The sequence below is a fragment of the Roseburia sp. TF10-5 genome (assembly GCF_003462365.1).
GTDB classification, from domain to species: domain Bacteria; phylum Bacillota; class Clostridia; order Lachnospirales; family Lachnospiraceae; genus Roseburia; species Roseburia faecis.
Window position 1 is genome coordinate 24,694 of sequence record NZ_QTYW01000021.1, and the last position, 20,644, is coordinate 45,337.

General features: G+C 43.8%; 17 protein-coding genes and 1 riboswitch. Of the genes, 15 read left to right on the forward strand and 2 right to left on the reverse strand.

The window, feature by feature from the left end:
* Window positions 1–22 precede the first annotated feature (22 nt).
* Window positions 23–121, forward strand: a riboswitch (SAM riboswitch).
* Window positions 122–203: 82 nt separating this feature from the next.
* From metK to DXD06_RS14770, 13 genes are all read left to right on the forward strand, one after another.
* The gene (metK, locus tag DXD06_RS14710) at window positions 204–1,385 is read left to right on the forward strand and encodes a methionine adenosyltransferase (protein WP_022046305.1); all 1,182 of its coding nucleotides are present in this window, start codon (window positions 204–206) and stop codon (window positions 1,383–1,385) included.
* Window positions 1,386–1,480: 95 nt separating this feature from the next.
* Window positions 1,481–2,986: a sensor histidine kinase gene (locus DXD06_RS14715; RefSeq protein WP_117832789.1), complete on the forward strand. Its 1,506-nt coding sequence runs from the start codon at window positions 1,481–1,483 to the stop codon at window positions 2,984–2,986.
* Window positions 2,964–3,653 (forward strand): response regulator transcription factor, encoded by a 690-nt coding sequence (locus tag DXD06_RS14720; protein WP_022045823.1) that lies wholly within the window; start codon window positions 2,964–2,966, stop codon window positions 3,651–3,653. The genes DXD06_RS14715 and DXD06_RS14720 overlap by 23 nt, the downstream gene beginning before the upstream one ends.
* A 38-nt stretch (window positions 3,654–3,691) precedes the next feature.
* Window positions 3,692–5,059, forward strand: coding sequence for a sodium-dependent transporter (locus tag DXD06_RS14725; protein WP_117832791.1), 1,368 nt, complete (start codon window positions 3,692–3,694; stop codon window positions 5,057–5,059).
* Window positions 5,060–5,674: 615 nt separating this feature from the next.
* Complete coding sequence (locus DXD06_RS14730; RefSeq protein ID WP_117832793.1) at window positions 5,675–6,382, forward strand: CpsB/CapC family capsule biosynthesis tyrosine phosphatase; 708 nt, start codon at window positions 5,675–5,677, stop codon at window positions 6,380–6,382.
* A gap of 19 nt (window positions 6,383–6,401) precedes the next feature.
* Entirely contained in the window at window positions 6,402–7,178 is a 777-nt protein-coding gene (locus DXD06_RS14735) for a YveK family protein (protein ID WP_117832794.1), read from the forward strand.
* The gene (locus DXD06_RS14740) at window positions 7,159–7,887 is read left to right on the forward strand and encodes a CpsD/CapB family tyrosine-protein kinase (protein WP_117832797.1); all 729 of its coding nucleotides are present in this window, start codon (window positions 7,159–7,161) and stop codon (window positions 7,885–7,887) included. The genes DXD06_RS14735 and DXD06_RS14740 overlap by 20 nt, the downstream gene beginning before the upstream one ends.
* On the forward strand, window positions 7,826–8,956 hold the full coding sequence (locus tag DXD06_RS14745) for an LCP family protein (protein ID WP_158569552.1): 1,131 nt from the start codon (window positions 7,826–7,828) through the stop codon (window positions 8,954–8,956). The genes DXD06_RS14740 and DXD06_RS14745 overlap by 62 nt, the downstream gene beginning before the upstream one ends.
* 76 nt (window positions 8,957–9,032) lie before the next feature.
* Window positions 9,033–10,013, forward strand: coding sequence for a hypothetical protein (locus DXD06_RS14750; RefSeq protein ID WP_117832801.1), 981 nt, complete (start codon window positions 9,033–9,035; stop codon window positions 10,011–10,013).
* A gap of 122 nt (window positions 10,014–10,135) precedes the next feature.
* Window positions 10,136–11,014 carry a class B sortase gene (gene srtB / locus DXD06_RS14755; protein ID WP_117832803.1) on the forward strand — a complete coding sequence of 293 codons (879 nt, stop codon included), beginning with the start codon at window positions 10,136–10,138 and terminating at the stop codon, window positions 11,012–11,014.
* Window positions 11,011–12,921: an ATP-binding protein gene (locus DXD06_RS14760; RefSeq protein ID WP_117832804.1), complete on the forward strand. Its 1,911-nt coding sequence runs from the start codon at window positions 11,011–11,013 to the stop codon at window positions 12,919–12,921. Before srtB ends, DXD06_RS14760 begins: the two co-directional genes overlap by 4 nt.
* 7 nt (window positions 12,922–12,928) lie before the next feature.
* On the forward strand, window positions 12,929–13,540 hold the full coding sequence (lepB, locus tag DXD06_RS14765; RefSeq protein ID WP_117832822.1) for a signal peptidase I: 612 nt from the start codon (window positions 12,929–12,931) through the stop codon (window positions 13,538–13,540).
* Window positions 13,541–13,572: 32 nt separating this feature from the next.
* Window positions 13,573–14,418 carry an Mrp/NBP35 family ATP-binding protein gene (locus tag DXD06_RS14770; protein WP_117832805.1) on the forward strand — a complete coding sequence of 282 codons (846 nt, stop codon included), beginning with the start codon at window positions 13,573–13,575 and terminating at the stop codon, window positions 14,416–14,418.
* A 45-nt stretch (window positions 14,419–14,463) separates the two neighbouring features.
* Here DXD06_RS14770 and DXD06_RS14775 read toward each other — a convergent pair whose 3' ends face one another.
* Window positions 14,464–16,608 carry a sulfatase-like hydrolase/transferase gene (locus tag DXD06_RS14775; RefSeq protein WP_117832806.1) on the reverse strand — a complete coding sequence of 715 codons (2,145 nt, stop codon included), beginning with the start codon at window positions 16,606–16,608 and terminating at the stop codon, window positions 14,464–14,466.
* Between the two features lie 133 nt (window positions 16,609–16,741).
* Window positions 16,742–18,082 (reverse strand): butyryl-CoA:acetate CoA-transferase, encoded by a 1,341-nt coding sequence (locus DXD06_RS14780; RefSeq protein ID WP_022045811.1) that lies wholly within the window; start codon window positions 18,080–18,082, stop codon window positions 16,742–16,744.
* A gap of 492 nt (window positions 18,083–18,574) precedes the next feature.
* Here DXD06_RS14780 and DXD06_RS14785 point away from each other — a divergent pair, with 492 nt between their 5' ends.
* Together DXD06_RS14785 and DXD06_RS14790 are read left to right on the forward strand one after the other, a co-directional pair.
* Entirely contained in the window at window positions 18,575–19,873 is a 1,299-nt protein-coding gene (locus tag DXD06_RS14785) for a class I SAM-dependent rRNA methyltransferase (RefSeq protein ID WP_117832808.1), read from the forward strand.
* A gap of 439 nt (window positions 19,874–20,312) precedes the next feature.
* Window positions 20,313–20,525: a FeoA family protein gene (locus DXD06_RS14790; RefSeq protein ID WP_117832810.1), complete on the forward strand. Its 213-nt coding sequence runs from the start codon at window positions 20,313–20,315 to the stop codon at window positions 20,523–20,525.
* Window positions 20,526–20,644 lie beyond the last annotated feature (119 nt).

The window sequence follows — 20,644 nt, forward strand, 5'->3', positions numbered from 1 at the left end:
CAAATTTAATATTGTAAGCTTTCTCTTATTCAGAGTGATGGAGATACATAGGATCTGTGAAGTCACGGCAACCCCTGTTTTGGAAGGTGCCAACCTGAGCGAGTTAATCGAACAATAAGGGGATTTGATTATCTTTAGATCAATCCGCTGCGAGGCGGTTTTTTTTATTTCTGTATAAAACAAGAGAGGAGAAACAAAAAGCAATGGAAAAATTATTATTCACATCAGAGTCCGTTACAGAAGGACATCCTGACAAAATGTGTGATGCGATTTCAGATGCCATTCTGGATGCATGCATGGAGCAGGACCCGATGAGCCGTGTAGCCTGTGAGGCAGCAAGCTGTACCGGTTTCGTACTTGTTACAGGAGAAATTACAACAAAGGCAACTCTTGATATTCCTGCAATTGTAAGAAAGACTGTAAACGAGATCGGATACAACGATGCAAAGACCGGTTTTGACGGACATACCTGTGCGGTTATGGTAGCTTTAGATCAGCAGTCCGCAGATATTGCCATGGGTGTTGACAAGGCACTTGAGGCAAAAGAGGGCGAGCTGACAGATGATCTGGATACCGGCGCCGGAGATCAGGGAATGATGTTTGGATATGCAACCAATGAGACACCGGAATTTATGCCATATCCGATTTCGCTGGCACACAAGCTGGCATTACAGCTTACAAAGGTTCGTAAAGACGGAACACTTACCTACCTTCGTCCGGATGGAAAGACACAGGTTTCTGTAGAGTATGATGAAGCAGGAAAGCCAAAGAGACTTGAGGCAGTTGTTTTATCTACCCAGCATGATGAGGACGTTACCCAGGAACAGATCCATGAGGATATTAAGAAATATGTCTTTGATCCGATCCTTCCAAAGGAGCTGATCGATGGAGATACCAAATTCTTTATCAATCCGACCGGACGTTTCGTAATCGGCGGACCACACGGAGATGCAGGTCTGACCGGTCGTAAGATCATCGTTGATACCTATGGTGGATATGCACGTCACGGCGGCGGAGCTTTTTCCGGAAAAGACTGCACAAAGGTTGACCGTTCCGCAGCATATGCTGCACGTTATGTTGCAAAGAACATTGTTGCAGCAGGTCTTGCTGATAAGTGTGAGATTCAGTTATCTTACGCCATCGGTGTTGCACAGCCTACTTCTGTCATGGTTGATACATTCGGTACAGGAAAGATCGCAGATGATGAGCTGGTAAAGATTGTACGTGAGAACTTTGATCTTCGTCCGGCAGGAATTATCAAGATGCTGGATCTGCGCCGTCCGATTTACCGTCAGACAGCTGCTTATGGTCACTTCGGACGCAATGACTTAAATCTCCCATGGGAGGCAACAAACAAGGCAGAGGCTTTAAAGAAGTACCTTTAATTTATGAAAAGTTTACATAATTTTTTATAAAAGAATGATATAATAAGACACAGAGTTTGTTCTGTGTCTTATTTTTTTACAGGGAAGGAATACGAATGAAGATAAAAACCAAACTGATCATTTCGTTCTGTATTATTATCTTTGTGCCATCGATCCTGGCGATTGCCACGATCAGCGCCTATTGTAATTTTCAGTCGCATGTGATTGAGCAGACGTATGGAATTAAGAATGCGGATGCCTATAGTATTATCAATTCTGTACCGATGTTAAACCGTTATACTGCACCGGATTTTGAAAAGATCAAAAAGACCATAAAGTTATCTCCTTCAAAAATGGAGGACGTTTCGTATCTTAGTGAGATCAATGAGAGCCTGGAACAGAAATATTCCTATCTGGTGGTAAGAATCGGGGAGAATATTTCTTTCAATGGGGGAAGTGATAATGAAAAGATTCTTTCGGAACTTCCGGTATATGGGGCAAACAGTTCGAAACAGGGAGTGGACAAATATATCGACCGGGACGATGAAATTCTGGTAAAACAGGCAGATTTTAAGCTGGATTCGGGAGAAAAATGTACGGCGTATATAGTCACGTCTTTTGATGCTACCGGGCAGGAGATCCGCCAGTTTATTTTATGGGGGATTATCTGTGTGGTAATCATTCTGTTACTGACAGCGATCATGATGATTGTGTGGATCTACCGGAGCATGATTACACCGATCCAGAAACTGCGCGTTGCGGCAGAAAATATCAAAGAAGGAAATCTCGATTTTGCGTTGGATACCGGAGGCGACGATGAGATCGGGGAACTTTGCACGACCTTTGAACAGATGCGTCAGCGCTTAAAAGATAATGCAGAGGAAAAACTAAGCAACGAAAAAGAAAACCGCACGCTGATCAGCAACATTGCCCATGACCTGAAAACACCGATTACGGCGGTAAAGGGCTATTCGGAAGGCATCATGGATGGAGTAGCCAATACGCCGGAGAAATTAGATAAGTATATCCGTACCATTTACAATAAAGCAAATGAGATGGATACACTGATCAATGAACTGACACTGTATTCCAAGATCGACACCAACCGTATTCCATATGATTTTGCAAAGCTGAACGTTGCCGCATATTTTAAGGATTGTGTGGAAGAAATCGGACTGGATCTGGAGGCAAAGGGGATTGCCCTGTCCTATTTTAATTATGCAACACCGGATACCCAGATTATTGCAGATCCGGAGCAGCTGCGCAGAGTAATCAATAATATTATAGGAAATTCCGTAAAATATATGAATAAAACGGAAAAATTCATCAACATCCGGATTAAGGATGTCGGGGATTTTATTCAGGTAGAAATCGAAGACAATGGAAGGGGAATCGCCCAGAAAGATCTGCCATATATTTTTGACCGGTTCTATCGGACAGATGCTTCGAGAAATTCGGCAACCGGTGGCAGCGGAATCGGACTTTCCATTGTAAAAAAGATCATAGAGGATCATGGAGGGAAAATCTGGGCAACCAGCAAAGAAGATTCCGGCACCACCATGTACTTTGTAATACGCAAATATCAGGAGGTAACAGCAAATGAGCAGAATACTGATCGTTGAAGATGAAGTGGCTATTGCAGATCTGGAGAAAGATTATCTGGAACTGAGTGGCTTTGAAGTGGAAATTGAAAATGACGGAACCAAAGGACTCGAAAGAGCCCTGCATGAGGAGTTTGATCTGTTTATCTTAGATCTCATGCTTCCGGGAGTGGATGGATTTGAAATCTGTAAAAAGATCCGTGAGACAAAGAACACACCAATCCTTATGGTTTCTGCAAAAAAGGATGATATTGACAAGATTCGCGGGCTCGGACTGGGGGCAGACGATTATGTGACAAAACCATTTTCCCCGAGTGAACTTGTAGCCCGTGTGAAGGCACATCTGGCACGGTATGAGCGACTGATCGGCAGCAATATGCCACAAAATGATATCATTGAGATCCGGGGCATTAAAATAGACAAGACGGCGCGCCGGGTATGGGTCAATGGAGAAGAGAAACAGTTTACGACAAAAGAGTTTGATTTGTTGACTTTTTTGGCAGAGAATCCAAATCATGTATTTACAAAAGAGGAATTGTTCCGTAAAATATGGGATATGGAATCTATCGGTGATATTGCAACGGTTACCGTACACATCAAAAAGATTCGAGAGAAGATTGAGATGAATACGAACAAGCCGCAGTACATCGAGACCATCTGGGGAGTCGGATATCGGTTTAAATTATAAACGGTCTGCCTCCTGAAACTATGATTAAGGGGGCTGTTATGAACGAACACAAAAAACATGGCAGCAGTTTCTCCAGCAAAATGGGCTTTATTCTTGCCGCTGCGGGATCTGCTGTCGGACTTGGAAATCTGTGGAGGTTTCCTTACCTTGCCGCAAAATACGGTGGAGGTTCTTTTTTACTGATCTATGTGATCCTTGCGGTTACGTTTGGATTTGCACTTATGATCACAGAAATTGCACTGGGCAGAAAAACCGGGAAAAGTGCACTGTATGCATTCAGCACACTGCATGAAAAGTGCGGTTTTATTGGAATTCTTGCCAGCATTGTGCCGATTATCATTCTTCCGTATTACTGTGTGATCGGTGGATGGGTCATCAAATTTGCATGGGCATTTCTTACAGGAAGCGGAAATGCAGCGGCAGCAGATGATTATTTTTCAAATTTTATTGCAAAGACCGGGGAACCGGTGATGTGGCTGGTAATTTTTATTCTTGCCACTTCGGTTGTGATTCTGCTTGGCGTAAATAAAGGAATTGAAAATATCAGTAAAGTGCTGATGCCGCTTCTGGTAGTCCTTTCCGTTATTATTGCGGTATTTGTTGTGACCCGTCCGGGAGCAGGGGCAGGAATTGTCTACTACTTAAAGCCGGATCTTTCCAAGATCAGTGCGAATGCTTTCCTGGCGGCACTGGGACAGCTGTTTTATTCCATGTCGCTGGCGATGGGCATTATGATTACATATGGCTCCTATATGAAGAAAAATGAGGATATAGAGAGCAGTGTGCGGAATATCGAAATCTTTGATACCGGAATTGCATTTCTGGCAGGACTGATGATTGTACCGTCCGTGTTTGTGTTTTCCGGTGGAGATCAGGTATCGCTGAAGGCAGGACCGACACTAATGTTTATTACACTGCCAAAAGTGTTTGACAGTATGGCGGGAGGACACCTGATCGGAACGGTATTTTTTGTGCTGGTATTGTTTGCTGCACTGACATCGTCCATTTCCCTGATGGAGACAGTGGTTTCCATTTTCGTGGATAAGACAAAAAAAAGCCGTAAATTTATTACGGTCTGTGTAACCGTTTATACGGTGTTGATGGCAATTCCGTCTTCTCTTGGATTTGGAATCTGGAGTGGGTTTTCCATTCACGGAATGAGTATTCTGGATTTCTTCGATTTTATATCCAACAGTGTCCTTATGCCGATTGTGGCATTCCTGACCTGTGTATTTGTCGGTTTTATTGTGAAACCAGAGACGATTATGGATGAAGTGGAATCTTCCACACAGAAATTTAAGAGTAAGAAACTGTATATTGTATTGATCAAGTATGTTGCACCGATACTGGTACTGCTGATTTTATTCAGTTCGGTATTAAATGCACTTGGAATCATTACTTTGTAACGGACAACAGAAAAGAAGAAACAAAAAACCCTATGCATAATGCATAGGGTTTTTAGATAAATATATGTTTGTTCTGTTCAATTGTATTCGGACTTGCTAGGCAGTTCCGGAGTTTAACCTCTCCGGCAGGGGTGTGAGCACACGACGGATACCGGAACCCTCCGCAGGAATTCCTGATCCAAATAGTCCGCATCTGCTGTACTGCCTTTTCAACAGGCAGCATGTCATGTTGTGAAAACAAATCCCTGCGCTGGACAATCGCGCTTGCTGTAAAAAACAGATCAATGAAATCTATGACATACTGAGCTGTAATACTGACAGTTCAGAGAATAAAGCCTACTTGTTTATGCGTGCGGTACTCTCACCGCCTGAGCCTGATGGTCAAATATTGTACCGTCCTTATATGGACTCATATAAGCGTACCCCGAAAACCGAAGTTTGTCAAGTGTTATTCGCTTTTCATGACCATTATACGCTATGTTTGCCGGGAAATCAATTGTGGAAATTCGAGAAATACAAAAAGTTGTGTCAAAAGAGGGAAAAACGGCTCAAAGATTGCAAGAAAATGGTCGATATAGTATAATAAAGTATAAAAAAGTAAAGGCAAGGAAAACCATGATCGATATTCACTGTCACCTTCTGTACGGAGTAGACGACGGAGCAAAAACAATAGAAGAATCTGTGGCGATGCTTGAGGCAGCAAAAGAGCAGGGCATTTCTGCAATGATCCTGACACCGCATTACCGGCACGGCATGTTTGCTTATCCGAAGGAAGAAATTGAAGAACATTTCCGTATTCTGGAGCCGTATGCACAGAAACTTGGAATTTATCTTGCACTGGGCACCGAATACCATGTGAACAGTCATATTGTCGAGGCACTTGACAGTGGCAGATGCCGGACAATGGCCGGCTCGCGGTATGTGTTGTGTGAGTATTCGCACGACAGTGAATATGCCTATATTTACCAGATGACGCAGAAACTGGTTCTGCACGGATATATTCCGGTATTTGCACATGTGGAGCGGTATGGAGCACTTGCAGATTTACAGCTGGCAGAGGAGCTGCGCAATCTTGGGGCATGGATTACGGTGAATGCGGATGCGGTACTCGGACTTGAGGGTATGGGTCCAAAGAAATACTGTAAAAAGATGCTGAAGGCAGAATGTGTGGATGCGATTGCATCGGACAGCCATGGAATAAAAAACCGTGCCAATCATATGGGAAAATGTTATGAGCTGATCGAAAAAAAATTTGGCAGGGAATATGCGGATCAGCTTTTGGTGAATCATCCGGCAAAGATTCTGACCGGAGAAATGAAATAGTAAGTAATGGAGCATTGATATGGAACAGCAGTTACAACAGGAACGTATTGTAATTGAAAATGATGATGAAATTGAAATTGATCTGAAAGATCTCGTTTTAGAGATCCTTTCTTTCTGGAAATGGGTGTTGTTTGCACTGATTATCGGAGCCGTGACCGCATATTGTATCAGCAGGTTTGTAATGGTGCCGCAGTATGAGTCAACATCCCAGTTTTATGTATTGTCCAAAAGCATGTCGATTACAAGTCTTGCGGATATACAGACAGGTACAAGTCTGACAAACGATTATATGGTTATCGTAGAGGGGCGTCCCGTGCTTGAGCAGGTAATTGAGAATCTCGGACTGGACGAGACCTACAGTTCCCTGAAGAAAAAAGTTACCCTGAATAATCCTTCCAACTCGCGAATCCTCGAGATTACGGTGCGCGATGCAAACCCATCCATGGCAAAAAAGATTGCGGATGAGATTGCGCGTGTCAGTGTGGCCTTTATCCAACAGAAAATGGATCAGGATGCACCGAATATCATTCAAAAGGGATATTCCGACGGAGAACCGGTCAGCCCGAATACCATGAAAAATACGGCGGTCGGAGGAATACTTGGCATGTTTTTGGCGATTGCGGTTATTGTGGTGGCTTATCTGTTCAATGATACGATTATGAATGCAGATGATGTACAAAGGAAGCTGGGGCTGAATGTTCTTGGTACGCTTCCTTTGGAAGAAGCCGAATACGATGGGGAAAAAGAGCGCAAGGTAAGAGAAGGAAGAAAAAGAAATGAAAGCGGTAACATTTGAGAATCTGAAAAAACTAAATTATACGATGAAAGAATCACTCCGGGCATTAAAAACCAATATCCAGTTCTGCGGAGATGATATCTGCACCATCGTTGTGACGTCTGCCATGCCAAACGAAGGGAAAAGTACCGTGACGATGGATCTGGCACGTTCTTTTTCGGAATCCGGCAAACGTGTATTGCTGATCGATACCGATATGCGTAAATCCGTATACGTGGGACGATTACGGGCAGTGGCTTCGGATGGAAGAGAAATCTACGGATTATCCCATTTTCTGTCCGGACAGAAAAAACTCGAAGACGTACTTTATGGTACAACGATTCCGGGCCTGTTTATGATTTTTGCCGGTCCGTCAGTACCAAACCCGACAGAAATCCTGGAAAAAAAGTATTTTACTGAGTTGCTTAATTTTGCAAAAGAACATTTTGATTATGTATTGCTGGATTGTGCGCCGATCGGAGCTGCAATCGACGCAGCAGTGATCGCAAAACACTGTGATGGTGCGATTCTTGTTATTGCCCAGGGCATGGCAAGCGGACGTCTGATCCAGACCGTTAAAAAGCAGATGGAAGCTTCCGGAGTGAGGGTACTTGGTGCGGTACTGAACAAAGTACGGATGAAGAAGAGCGGCTATGAGGGTGGCTACTATGGCGGCTATTATGGCAGCTATTATGGAAATTACGGAGAACATCATGAGAAGAATGCGTGAACCATCGACAAAACTTCATAATGCATTGTATTTTATGTCCGGAATGATGGTGGTGATTCTTGCACTTGTGATTGTGGCAGGGGTCAAAACGAAGGCGGAAAATGCCGGCTTCCACATTACGGATGATACAGAAAATTCTTATGAGCAGCAGGTTGCGGGGCAGACAGATACCACACAGGATTCCGGCCAGGAAAAGTGGCAGGAGGGTGTAGTTGCTTATCAGGGAAAAGAGTATCTGTATAATACAGATATCAAAACCTACCTCATGATGGGGGTTGATATCAATGGTCCGGTACAGCAAAGCAGCGATTATACCCAGGGCGGGCAGTCCGATGCACTGTTTCTTCTTGTTGTAAACAATAAAACAGAGCAGCTGCAGGTCATTTCCATCAATCGAAACACGATGGCAGATATCGAATTGTGTGATGAAGAAGGTATTGATATGGGACCGCTTAAAACGCAGATCTGTCTGCAGCATGCATTCGGGGACGGTAAGCGCCTCAGCTGCAGCAAAACCGTGGATGCGGTTTCCGGTCTGTTTCAAAATATTCCGATCAGCGGTTATCTTGCGATGAATATGGGGGGAATCCCACAGATGAATGATGCTGTAGGGGGCGTGGAAGTGACTGTACTGCAGGATATTTCGTTTCCCAAAGCCGGTGTGGATTTGAAAAAAGGGAAAAAAGTAACCCTGGATGGGACGCAGGCTTATTATTACCTGCATGGAAGGGATACCGAAGAGTATGACAGTGCAACAAAGCGTCTGCAGCGCGAAGAACAGTATATTGTTGCCTATATGGATAAATTAAAAAAAGTATCCACAGAAAACCCGGATCAGGTGACAGAAATTTACAATTCTGTTTCCGATTATCTGGTAACCAGTGTGGATTTCACAAGTATGATTGAGCAGCTGATGAATTACAGTTTTTCGGAAGACCAGATGTATACGGTTCCCGGAAAAACGGTGGAAGGAAAACCGATTGACGGGAAACGGTATGAGGAGTACCATGTCGATGAAGATGCCATGGAAGAACTCATTATGAAGGTGTTTTATACACCCGTACAATAAGGTATCCAGTGCGCGCGCACTTGATATAGATAGAGTTACATGCAGTTTATATTACGTGGAAAGGAGGTAGATTGCGATGAAAAAGAAAATTTTCACAGGAGTTGTGACAGCTATGATGCTGGTATTTACAATGGGCACAACCGTGTTTGCAGATCCATCACCAACAAGTGATACGGCACTGGTTCAAAGAACCTATGAGCTGAATAAGGCAACAACCGTTGAAAGCAGCGGTTATAATGCAAACAATGAGCTTATCACGGTTTCTTTCAAGGATGTGGACAAAGATGTTTACCGCGAGGGAAACCGTCAGGCAAATGCTGTGGCAAGTGCACAGAATGGAAGTGCAACCGTCATGGCCATGTCTGATATCAGTGTTCCGTCTGCAACGAATACATCCAAAGGAATCAAAGTAACGATTTGTGCAAGTGGAATTAAGGCTGGAGACAATGTTTATGTATTACATAAATTAAAAAGCGGAAGCTGGCAGACGGTAAAGCCGGACAGCGTTTCCAATGGCAAAGTTACGGTTACATTGTATTCATTTTCACCGGTTATAGTTGTAAGGTACAGTTCAAATGTGAACCCTGCCGTTACAACAGATCCGTCAAAGGATGAAAATTCTCAGGGATCAAATACAAATTCCAATGTAAATGACAATTCCAACAGCAGCAGCCAGACAAACAGTAATAGCCAGACAAACAACAACTCACAGACAAATAACCAGTACAATCCGGTTAGTGTAAATCAGAATGTGACAGTAAACTATCCACAGTCTTATGACGATGGAGAGGACAGTTTCGAGGATGATTATGACGACGGTTATACAGATGGTTATACCGATGGAAAGAATTCCGTACGGAATACTTCCACAAAGAGTTCTTCTGCCCGTGTCAATGGCAAAAGTGGAGCAGGAAGTCAGAAAGGAACATCAGCTTCCGGATCTGTTTCCTATAAGACATCTCCAAAAACCGGGGCAGCGATTCCGGCACTTCCGTTCGTTGCAGTATTTGCGGCAGCAGGTATTGTTGTATGCGGAAGAAAAGCACGTAAGAATTAATCTCACTGGATACAATTTTATTTAGCATGTAGGTCTATGGATCGGTGATGCATGGCATCACGTGAGGGCGGTGGAATGGAATCTGCCGCCCTGCCTCAATTTTAAAGAAAGAAAACTATTTTATGAAAAGACAGGAAAGAAAGAACGACAGAACGATCAATATCTATAAAATTCTGACCATTGTTCTGGCAGTTGTATTGATCGTGGTACTCATAATATTTGGAAGAAGCTGGATGGTTCAGAAGAATGCACAGAAAGAATATGAAAAGCTTTCTGCCCAGGTAAATGATCTGCAGAATCAGGTGAATGATAATCAGATCCATATTCCGTCAGATACGCAGACTGAGACGGAGAATGTGGCACAGGAAGTGCAGACCGAAGACAGCGAACTGGAACAAAAAGGAATAGAAATTCCACAGAAAAATTTAAACTGGAAAAAATTAAAGGGAGTCAATCAGGATATTTACGCATGGATCTACATTCCGGGAACCGGGGTGGATTATCCGGTGTTACAGCATCCGAGTGATGATTCCTATTATCTGAAATACAATATGAATGGTACCAGGGGATATCCTGGATGTATTTATACAGAGAAGGCAAACAGTAAAGAGTTTACGGATTTTGATACCGTCGTGTATGGGCACAATATGCGCAATGACACAATGTTTGCTTCTCTCCACAACTATGAAGACCAGACATTTTTTAACAATTTTCCGTATATATATGTGTATACAAAGGAAAAGGTGCTCGTGTATGAGATTTTTGCGGCATATAAGACGGACGATGCACATATTCTGCACACCAATGACTTTTCAACGAAAGAGGGACGTGTAAGTTATCTTGAAAGCATTGTGAAAAAATCCAAGAATTCGCCGGAGGTAAAGGACAAAATCCAGCTTTCGGTGGACAGTCATCTGCTGACTTTATCAACCTGTGTGAGCAAAGAGGCAGATAAGCGGTTTGTGGTTCAGGCAATTTTATTAAATGAGGAACAGCTATGAAACAGTGCAAAGTAGGTATGGATCAGGAAAATATCATATCGACCTTTGCAAGTACGCAGTTTTACGGAGATCCGGATGCTTATATCCGGGAGTTTCTTCAAAATGCCATTGATGCATGCAATACCAGGGCGGCGCTGGAATGGAGCTGGGGAACAGAGTTTCTGGAGATGGAGGAGGCAAGAGCCTTAAATTCCATGCGAAATCCGTATTCTCCTCAAATTTCCATTCAGTATAATTCCGAAACGCAGCGTCTGGTGTTTGAGGATAACGGAATCGGAATCAATGCCAGGGATATTGAGCAGTATGTTGCCAAAATCGGCGTGAGTTTTTATCAGAGCGAGGATTTTTCCGCACAGCAGCTTCATTATGAACCGGTGGCGCAGTTTGGAGTCGGTATGCTTTCCGGATTTATGGTTGCACGGGCACTGTTGATTGAGTCGAGAAAGGACAAATCGGTAAATACCGCGTGGAATGTTACGGATCGCCAGTCGTTAGAGCCGGTTACCGCAAAATGGATTGAAGGGGCGGAAACGATGGAATATATCAATTCCAACCGGGAACAGTCCGGAACCAGAATTACGCTGGTGTTACGGCCGAAATATGCAAAGAATCTGTCCCTTCAGAGGCTGGTGCACGCAGTACAGCACTATATGCTGTATCAGCCATTTCCCATTCAGATTTCCTTTGATGAAAAAAGCGTGACGCTGCGGGAACAGAATCATATCATGGACAATCCGTTCGCGGATATTCTTGGAATTATATCGATTCGTATCATGGATGAACTGATGGAGGGGTGTATCTGGATTTATAATTCCAAACATCAGGGACTGATCGGGACATCCTGCCTGTATCAGCAGGGGTTTCTTGTGACCGATGAAAAGAAAGATCTGGGGTTAAAACCGGAGTGGCTCAGGCATATGACGTATCATCTGCATTTACGGAAAAAATTCCTGACTTTGCGTCTGGCAAGGGATGATGTGGCGCATGATGAAAATCTGACGGAGCTGCGCAGGCTGATCGGCAGACGGATTGTAGAACATTTTGCATCCAATCCGCTGGGGCTGAACCAGTATATTGCCAGCGGACAGCAGCCGGTTCTGACAGAGTATGAAGAAGAGATGCAGCTGCTTGGCAAAGCTGTCACAGTGGAAGTTTATTTAAAAGGGAGAGAGATTGAACTTCCGGTTGCAACAATTATTCAGGGTTATACCGGAAAAAGCATAAGGATTGCATTTATCAGCAAGGGGCTGTTTACATATTACAGGCAGAACCATATTATGGATTTCCGGCGTTTTCTGGCAGAATACCAGCTGATTGTATTCGAAAAGAACCGGGATCTGTTCTGCCAGCTTCTGGCGCCTTATCAGGGTAGCATGCACTATGTGATAAGCAGTGAATGTCCGGGTGTTATATATGAAGAAATGGATGCAGATTTCCATATGATAAAAAGTGTGGTACCATATCGTTATCAGTATCATCTGCGGCCGGAAACGTTTCCGGATAACGAGATTTTCTGTATGGTGACGAATACGGCAAACGGAACGCTGGAACTGCGTGTCAATCCAAAGCACCGACTCTTAAGGATTCTTGAGCCTGTGATGTATCACCCGAAAGTTCACCGGATGATGGAGGTCATCTATGAGAATATCAAGCAGCGGGTTATCAATACGCAGCATCGTTGGAATAAGATTGTTGATTTCGGCGGTTCGTTCGTAGATGACTGGAAAAATCAGGAGAATGTGCCGACAGTGAGCTGTATCTGGTGCCTGGAAGGCGATTTTGATGTATCTGTGAATGAATTTATTGCGCAGACACTGACACAGAAAGAACGTGTCGATCTGGGACTTGTGGGACTGGTTTTCCGCAGGCAAGATTTTATTGACTGGTGGTTTGCACCAAGAGAGTAGGGTGATTATGGAAGAAAAAAAAGAAATATTGACAGAAGAAATAAAGATGGATAATGATCCAAAGGGTGAGGGAAAGGAGAAAGCCACTTCGCCTCTGCGCGAAGTGCTCAGCTGGGTGATCACTCTGTTGGCGGCCTTCGCACTGGCAATGGTTTTGAAGAATTACGTGATCATCAATGCAACAGTCCCGACCGGATCGATGGAGCATACCATTGAACCGGGCGATGACCTGTTCGGGCTGCGGCTGGCGTATCAGTTTTCAGAACCGAAGAGAGGAGATATCGTGATTTTCCGGTTCCCAGATGACGAAACGCAAAAATACGTCAAGCGTGTGATTGGTCTGCCCGGAGAAAAGGTTACCATTGAGGATGCAAAAATTTATATCAATGACTCTGAGACTCCTTTGAAGGAGGATTACCTGAAAGAGACATGGACAGAGGCAACCGGACCGTTTGAGTTTGAGGTTCCCCAAGACAGTTATCTGGTGCTTGGAGACAACCGGAATGATTCCTATGATGCCAGATATTGGGATCATACCTATGTCAGCAAAGATAAAATTATCGGAAAAGCTTATTTCATATACTACCCATTCCAAAGACTGGGCAGTCTATATAAATAAATCATTAAATAATTAACAAGGAGGCTATCATTATGCCAGAAAATTCAAGTTGCAGCGGAGCATCATCCTGTTCCAAAGCAAGCTGTGAGGGATGTTCCCATAATTCTCAGAATCCGCAGAGTATGCTCGAAGCGATGAATGCATATTCCAATATCAAACATGTGATTGGAGTGGTCAGCGGAAAGGGAGGTGTCGGTAAATCATTTGTTACTTCTTCCCTGGCGGTACAGATGGCGAAAGCCGGATATAAAGTAGGAATTCTGGATGCCGATATTACCGGACCGTCCATTCCAAAGATGTTTGGAGCACACGGTCAGCTGGTCGGTGACGAAAAAGGAATGTATCCGTATGAGACAAAAGAAGGAATCAAAATCGTTTCCATCAATCTTCTGATGGAAGATGAAGAGGCACCGGTTGTCTGGAGAGGACCTGTGATTGCAGGGGCTGTGAAACAGTTCTGGAATGAGGCTGTCTGGGGCGATGTGGACTATCTGTTTGTGGACATGCCACCGGGAACAGGTGATGTACCGCTTACCGTGTTCCAGTCCCTTCCGGTGGATGGTATCGTTATTGTTACATCTCCACAGGAACTGGTGCAGATGATCGTAAAGAAAGCTTTCCATATGGCAAATATGATGCATATACCGGTACTTGGACTGGTGGAAAATTTCAGTTATCTGAAATGCCCGGATTGTGGAAAGAAGATCGCACTGTTTGGAGAAAGCAACATTGACGAAGTTGCCGCAAAAGAAGGAACCCGAGTTTTAGGCAAACTGCCATTGGATCCGGCATATGCGAAAGCTGCGGATGCCGGTGCATTCTATGAGATGGAAAATCCGTATCTGGATGCCGCTGTGGATGCGCTAAAGACAATTTAAGACAAGAAAAAACCTGTCAGTGATTTTTCACTGGCAGGTCTTTTTTTATTTCTGGCTTTCTAAAACCGCAGATTCGGTATTGTTGTTGTCCGATTCTGTTCCTGTAACGGTTTCTTCCACGGCAGGATCTTTGTAGGTGTACGTGTTGGATTCACGGAAAATCGTACTGTTAGAACCCATCTGGCACACCTTAATGGTATCGCCGTCTCTGACACTGTCTTTTGGAATAATCAGACAACCGGAATTGCTGAAGGTTGTATTGACTTTCTCATCATTTACAAATACCTTACTCCACTTGGTGAAGCTGTTTCCATAGACAAACACTTCCGATCCGCCGATGGAATCCGACGTCTCCGATACCGTTACATCGTCAATTCCCATTACAATGTCGGTTGCAGGGTATTTGTCTTTGCCATCATAGCAGTAACGGTTTCCGTAAAGAATGTCATACTGCAGATTATCCAGTCCGTCCAGATATGCAGTGTGGTCTGTGTTGTTCATCTGGGTCTGATGGTAATTTAAGATAGTTCCCTCATGAATACCTGTGGAATCCGTAATGCTTGCCATCAGCTGATATGCATACAGATCTGCATCCTGCTTCTTTAATCCCATATTATTCCATGTAACATATTTTGTCTTGTAGATATCACCGGATTTCATATCGGAGTCTTCCAGACCCATGGTTGGAAGATGATCGCCGAACGCTACAACGATGGTATCTTCATCTCTCTTGGAGAGCTCTGTAATCAGATCATTCAGGAAAGTATCTACTTCATTTAACTGGTTGATGTAATAAGTCCACTGGTTTTTCTTTTCTTCATCATCCACACCGCTGACGGTATATACCGGATTTGCGATAACCGGAGTCTTTGGATAATCACCATGTGTACCTACGGTAATGGTGTAGGTAAAGTCCGGCTGATTCGGAGTGGAATCTAAGGTTTTGATTGTTTCAGGAACAAGAATATCATCGGTAGCCCAGCTTCCGTTTGGCGTATAACTCTGAATGTTCATCAGTTCCTTGCTGGTGAAAGTATCAAATCCCATCATGGAAAAGGCATTGACACGGCTGTAAAAGTTACCGCCATTGTTATGTACGGCATGGGTTCCATATCCGATGGAAGCCAGATCAGCAGCAGTGCTCTCGCAGTCTGTCTTTTTCAGGATTGTTTTATACGGATACTCGCCGGTTCCGAAGTACTGCATACTCATACCGGAGAGAACTTCAAACTCAGTGTTTGCGGTTCCTGCGCCAACAACCGGAACTGTCAGGTAACCACTCGTGTAGTTCTTCTCGAGATTGTGGAAGGTAGGAATCGGATCCTGATTATAATTCAGAAACTTGATCTCATCCGGATCACAGAATGATTCAAGAAGAATACAGATAATATTTGGTGCATTCTTTTTGGTGACAGTTGTTTCTTTTTTTGTGTCATTTACATTTTTTTCAATCGAAGCAATTTTCTGCTCGGAGTAGTCATCCGGCTTGCTCATTCCACGGTCTACCACACTCGAAGAGAATCCATAGATAAAACCGTAGTTTTCATATCCCTGTGCAATGTTGGAGAAGTAACTTGCAACAACATTGGCATTCTGTGCAGCAGAGGTTGTAACAGGAAGACCGACAAACAGTACCGATACAATGGCACCTACTACAACAATTTTATGGGTCTTGCCCTGATAGCGCGGTCCTTTAATGAAGAGCGCAACACAAAACAGAAGGAACAGACAAAGCCCGATGACTACGATAGTGGCCTCTTCTGCCGTAAAATAGTTGGTATTGTTCATGGCAAACAGATCATTGATACATTTAAGGTCTGTAAAGCCAAACGGTGTTACACGGTTTGAAAGGATGCATCCGTTAATGATTCCAAGGAGCACCCAGAAACCGCTGATAATGATCCGCCAGAATGCACGTCTGCGGAACAGATAAACAAAGCTTAAGGATGCAAATACAATAAAGGCATTATAAAAAAATGCACCGGTATGCATCCCGACGAAGGAACCTGCCGAGAGAAAACTCCTTCGGGAAAGAACCTCCACAATAAATACGATCCCACAGGATATCAACATGTGGAACAGCAGGGAATATTTATTCAGAAATGAGATCCGACGCAGGTAAGCTTCGGAATGTTGTTTTTCAACTCTGGTGAATAGTTTTTCTTTGATAATACTAAAAAATTTCTTCATCTTTACCTCTCCTTTACTCGAACTATAGATTACTAAAAAAGGATAGTAAAGACAAGAGGTAAAATTTATAAAAAAACCCCGTTAAAAACGAGGTTTTTTTGCAATATGAATAAATTGTGAACAAACGGTGTTCTTATCGGTTGGAACGTCTCCAGATGTGCATCTGGTCTGCCTCTTTGATCAGATCATCACGGAAGTCCGGATGTGCAATGGAAATCAGAGCCTCTGCCTTCTGCCAGGTAGATAATCCCTTTACATTGACCATGCCATATTCGGTAACGACATAGTGGGTATTTGCACGGGTGTCTGTGACAATAGAACCTTCTGCCAGGGTCGGGCGGATGCGGGAATGCATAACACCTTTCTTATCCGTGAATGTGGAAGAACAGCAGATAAAGCTCTTTCCACCTTTGGACATATAAGCACCGAGAACGAAGTCAAGCTGTCCGCCGGCACCACTGATGTGTTTGGTTCCGGAAGACTCGGCACTGATCTGTCCGAACAGGTCAATATCTACGCAGTTGTTGATGGAGATAAAGTTGTCCAGTGCTGCAATGGAGCGGATGTCGTTGGTGTAGCTGACAGGGGCACTCATCAGTTCCGGATTTTCATCCAGGTAATCATACATCTTCTTGGTTCCGGCACCGAATCCATATACCTGACGGTAGCGGTCAATGTTCTTGCATGCACCGGTAATCTTTCCGGCTTTGGCAATGTCTACGAATGCATCTACATACATTTCTGTGTGAACACCAAGATCCTTTAAGTCGGACTGTGCGATCAGGGAACCGACTGCGTTTGGCATACCGCCGATACCAAGCTGTAAGCAGGCACCGTTTGGAATCTGGTCTACGATCAGCTGTGCAACTTTCTGGTCTACTTCGGTAGCAGGACCGCCGGCACCGAGTTCTCCGATTGGAGGATTGGAGCCTTCTACGATTGCATTGACTTTGGAAATATGTATACCGTTTTCTGTTCCGCCAAGGCAGCGCGGCATATTTTCGTTGACTTCTACGATGATATGTCTGGCTGTCTCACACATCGCACCAAGATGGGAAGCACTTGGCCCGAAGTTGAAGTATCCATGCTTGTCCATTGGAGCAACCTGGAACATTGCCACATCATCCGGACAATCCAGCTCACGGTAATAACGAGGGAGCTCGGAATAACGGATCGGGCTGTAGAATGCACAGCCACGTGCGATCATATGACGTTCGATTCCGGACATATGCCAGGAATTCCATGTAAAATGCTCGCCGGCGTCTTCGCGCTCAAATACGGCAAGCGGTTTTAAGAGGATTCCGCCACGCAGGTTGATATCCTTCAGTTCATCGGTACGCTTGGCAAGTGCTTTGTCCAGTGTATCTACGGTGTTGGTACACCAGCCATAGTCTACCCAGTCACCGGATTTGATTACTTTTACGGCTTCGTCTGCTGAAACGAGCTTCTGTCTGTATTCTTCTGAAAAATCCATTCGTATAAGACCTCCTTGTATGTCTTAGCGTGAAGTTGTGAACAGAAATGCAACAACTTCGTTAATTTATTAACAACATTATAACATTTATGGATTTCAAAAACAATGGGGAGTGCTGGAAAACGTAATTATTCTGTGGTACACTTAAATTACATGATAAAACTTTCAGCCACTGTTTTTCCATTTATTCAGATTTCTTGCAATTAAGAGGCTGTAAGAATTTTGAATTCAGGGTTCCTAAGCCGGACGCAACCGTTGGAAACGCACCGTCCGGGTGCGATTCCAACTTTCCCGTACTTCCATGTACGGGAATTGCTGACTTATGACAAAATTCTAACAGACTCTAAATTGCAGAAAATTCACAAATAGAAAAACAGTGACTGAAAGTTATTTGAAACGTAAATTAAGCTTTGAAAAAAGGTTTTTGAGCTATCTTACGTTTTTGAAAATATGACAATAGAAAATTCATTATAGAGAAGAAAGAGAGAAAAGATGGAGAATCATACAATTGTTACTTTAAAAAAGGGAGAAGGCCGCACGATCAAGGCGGGTGGCGCATGGATTTTTGATAATGAGATTGATACGATTGTGGGGACATTTACCAATGGAGATGTGGTGACGGTACATGATTTTGACGGATATCCGATGGGAAAGGGATTTATCAATCAGAATTCGAAGATCCGTATCCGGATGCTGACACGCCATGTCGATCAGGAGATCGACGAAACGTTTTTGTACATGCGTGTGAAAAATGCGTGGGAGTACCGCAAGCAGGTGATGGCGGGTGGCAATGACAGCGTGCCTGAAGCGGATGATGTAGCAGAGAAAGTGTTTCCGGGAATTGGAACGACAGGAAGACCGGATTTGAATTGCTGCAGAGTAATCTTTGGAGAAGCAGATTTTCTGCCGGGACTGGTCATTGACAAGTATGAGGATGTGCTTGTGGTGGAATGTCTGGCACTCGGTATGGAGCAGTTCAAGGAAACAATCGTTTCATTATTAAAAAGGGTACTGAAAGAGGACGGTATTTCTATCCGTGGAGTCTATGAGAGAAGTGACGCCAATGAGCGCAGGAAAGAAGGACTTCCGAAGGTGAAAGGATTTATTGGGGAAACATTTGATACAGAGGTGGAGATTACGGAAAATGGCGTGCACTATCTGGTCGATGTGGTAAATGGCCAGAAGACGGGCTTTTTCCTGGACCAGAAGTATAACCGGCTGGCAATGCAGCGGATCTGTAAAGGAAAGAGAGTTTTGGACTGTTTTACACATATGGGAACGTTTGCACTGAATGCAGGAATCGCAGGTGCTTCCGATGTGACGGGACTTGATATTTCGGAATATGCGGTGCAGCAGGCAAATGCCAATGCCGTGCGTAATCATCTGGAAGATACGGTACATTTTCGCTGTGCAAATGTACTGGACGAGCTTCCAAAACTGGCAGAAGCCGGAGAAAAGTATGATGTAGTCATTCTCGACCCGCCGGCATTTACGAAATCCCGTGAGGCCACGAAGAATGCCATCAAAGGTTATCGGGAGATCAATATGAAAGGGTTAAAGCTGGTAAAAGACGGTGGATACCTGGCAACCTGTTCCTGTTCCCATTTTATGACACAAGAACTGCTGGCAAAGACGGTGAAGGAAGCTGCAAAGGCGGCACACAAACGGCTGCGTCAGGTGGAATTCCGTACGCAGGCGCCGGATCATCCGATTTTGTGGGCAAATTCTGCGAATGTGCCGGAGAGCTATTATCTTAAATTTTTTATCTTCCAGGTTGTTGATGAGAAATAATCCGAAGAATGCTTATTTATAGGGGTTCCGGAACAATTCTCTGATATGAAATAAAAGACTGACACACCTTTTGACACACTTTTATAGAAAAATATCTCGAAATAAGCAAATCCTCTTAGTTCATTTGCGCCCTTGTTGGATTGTACTACACGATTTTCAAGGGAAAACGAAAATAGCCGCCATTACTGCGAATAATGACGGCTGTTGATAAAACAGTTATTTAATATATTCGGGTAAGCCGCTTCTCTGGCTTTCCCTTTTTCTACGCATAATATAACATATCTTAAAGGGAAAAACTGGAACAAATGAACAGTTTTTCAGATCAGTGATGACTTATTTCGGTTATAATAAAAGGAGAAAGCTCTCGATTGACTAACCGGGTATAAACTCCATATAATAGTGGTAACCGAATGGAGAAGCTATAGAAGGAGGGAGCATTATGCAGGCATTATCAAAAGCAGAAGTTGGTGAAAATTATACCATTCAGTGGTTATTCGGATTACCGGAAGTTGTAGAATTCCTGCACCGTCATCATGTAGAAGAAGGTGGCAGCGTCCAGGTGATTCAGAAATTATCCAATGGGCTGATCATCGGTGCCAATGGAGAACGGTTTGCCATGGGAAATGAGATTGCAGATCGTATTCAGGTATAAGTACACCCGGCTATAGAAAACAGACACCCCGGTATCCGTTATAAAAACGGCTGCCGGGGTGTTTTGGGTAAAAAAATGAAAAGGGCAGTATACTTGCATTTTAGAGAGCATTATGGCAT

Bases quoted from the DNA above. Each gene is read 5' to 3' on its own strand.
- DXD06_RS14735 (WP_117832794.1), top strand. From the start codon at position 6,402: ATGGAACAGCAGTTACAACAGGAACGTATTGTAATTGAAAATGATGAT.
- srtB (WP_117832803.1), top strand. From the start codon at position 10,136: ATGAAAAGACAGGAAAGAAAGAACGACAGAACGATCAATATCTATAAA.
- DXD06_RS14780 (WP_022045811.1), bottom strand. From the start codon at position 18,082: ATGGATTTTTCAGAAGAATACAGACAGAAGCTCGTTTCAGCAGACGAA.
- metK (WP_022046305.1), top strand. From the start codon at position 204: ATGGAAAAATTATTATTCACATCAGAGTCCGTTACAGAAGGACATCCT.
- lepB (WP_117832822.1), top strand. From the start codon at position 12,929: ATGGAAGAAAAAAAAGAAATATTGACAGAAGAAATAAAGATGGATAAT.
- DXD06_RS14730 (WP_117832793.1), top strand. From the start codon at position 5,675: ATGATCGATATTCACTGTCACCTTCTGTACGGAGTAGACGACGGAGCA.
- DXD06_RS14740 (WP_117832797.1), top strand. From the start codon at position 7,159: ATGAAAGCGGTAACATTTGAGAATCTGAAAAAACTAAATTATACGATG.
- DXD06_RS14720 (WP_022045823.1), top strand. From the start codon at position 2,964: ATGAGCAGAATACTGATCGTTGAAGATGAAGTGGCTATTGCAGATCTG.
- DXD06_RS14790 (WP_117832810.1), top strand. From the start codon at position 20,313: ATGCAGGCATTATCAAAAGCAGAAGTTGGTGAAAATTATACCATTCAG.
- DXD06_RS14750 (WP_117832801.1), top strand. From the start codon at position 9,033: ATGAAAAAGAAAATTTTCACAGGAGTTGTGACAGCTATGATGCTGGTA.
- DXD06_RS14775 (WP_117832806.1), bottom strand. From the start codon at position 16,608: ATGAAGAAATTTTTTAGTATTATCAAAGAAAAACTATTCACCAGAGTT.
- DXD06_RS14725 (WP_117832791.1), top strand. From the start codon at position 3,692: ATGAACGAACACAAAAAACATGGCAGCAGTTTCTCCAGCAAAATGGGC.
- DXD06_RS14745 (WP_158569552.1), top strand. From the start codon at position 7,826: ATGGCGGCTATTATGGCAGCTATTATGGAAATTACGGAGAACATCATG.
- DXD06_RS14770 (WP_117832805.1), top strand. From the start codon at position 13,573: ATGCCAGAAAATTCAAGTTGCAGCGGAGCATCATCCTGTTCCAAAGCA.
- DXD06_RS14715 (WP_117832789.1), top strand. From the start codon at position 1,481: ATGAAGATAAAAACCAAACTGATCATTTCGTTCTGTATTATTATCTTT.
- DXD06_RS14760 (WP_117832804.1), top strand. From the start codon at position 11,011: ATGAAACAGTGCAAAGTAGGTATGGATCAGGAAAATATCATATCGACC.
- DXD06_RS14785 (WP_117832808.1), top strand. From the start codon at position 18,575: ATGGAGAATCATACAATTGTTACTTTAAAAAAGGGAGAAGGCCGCACG.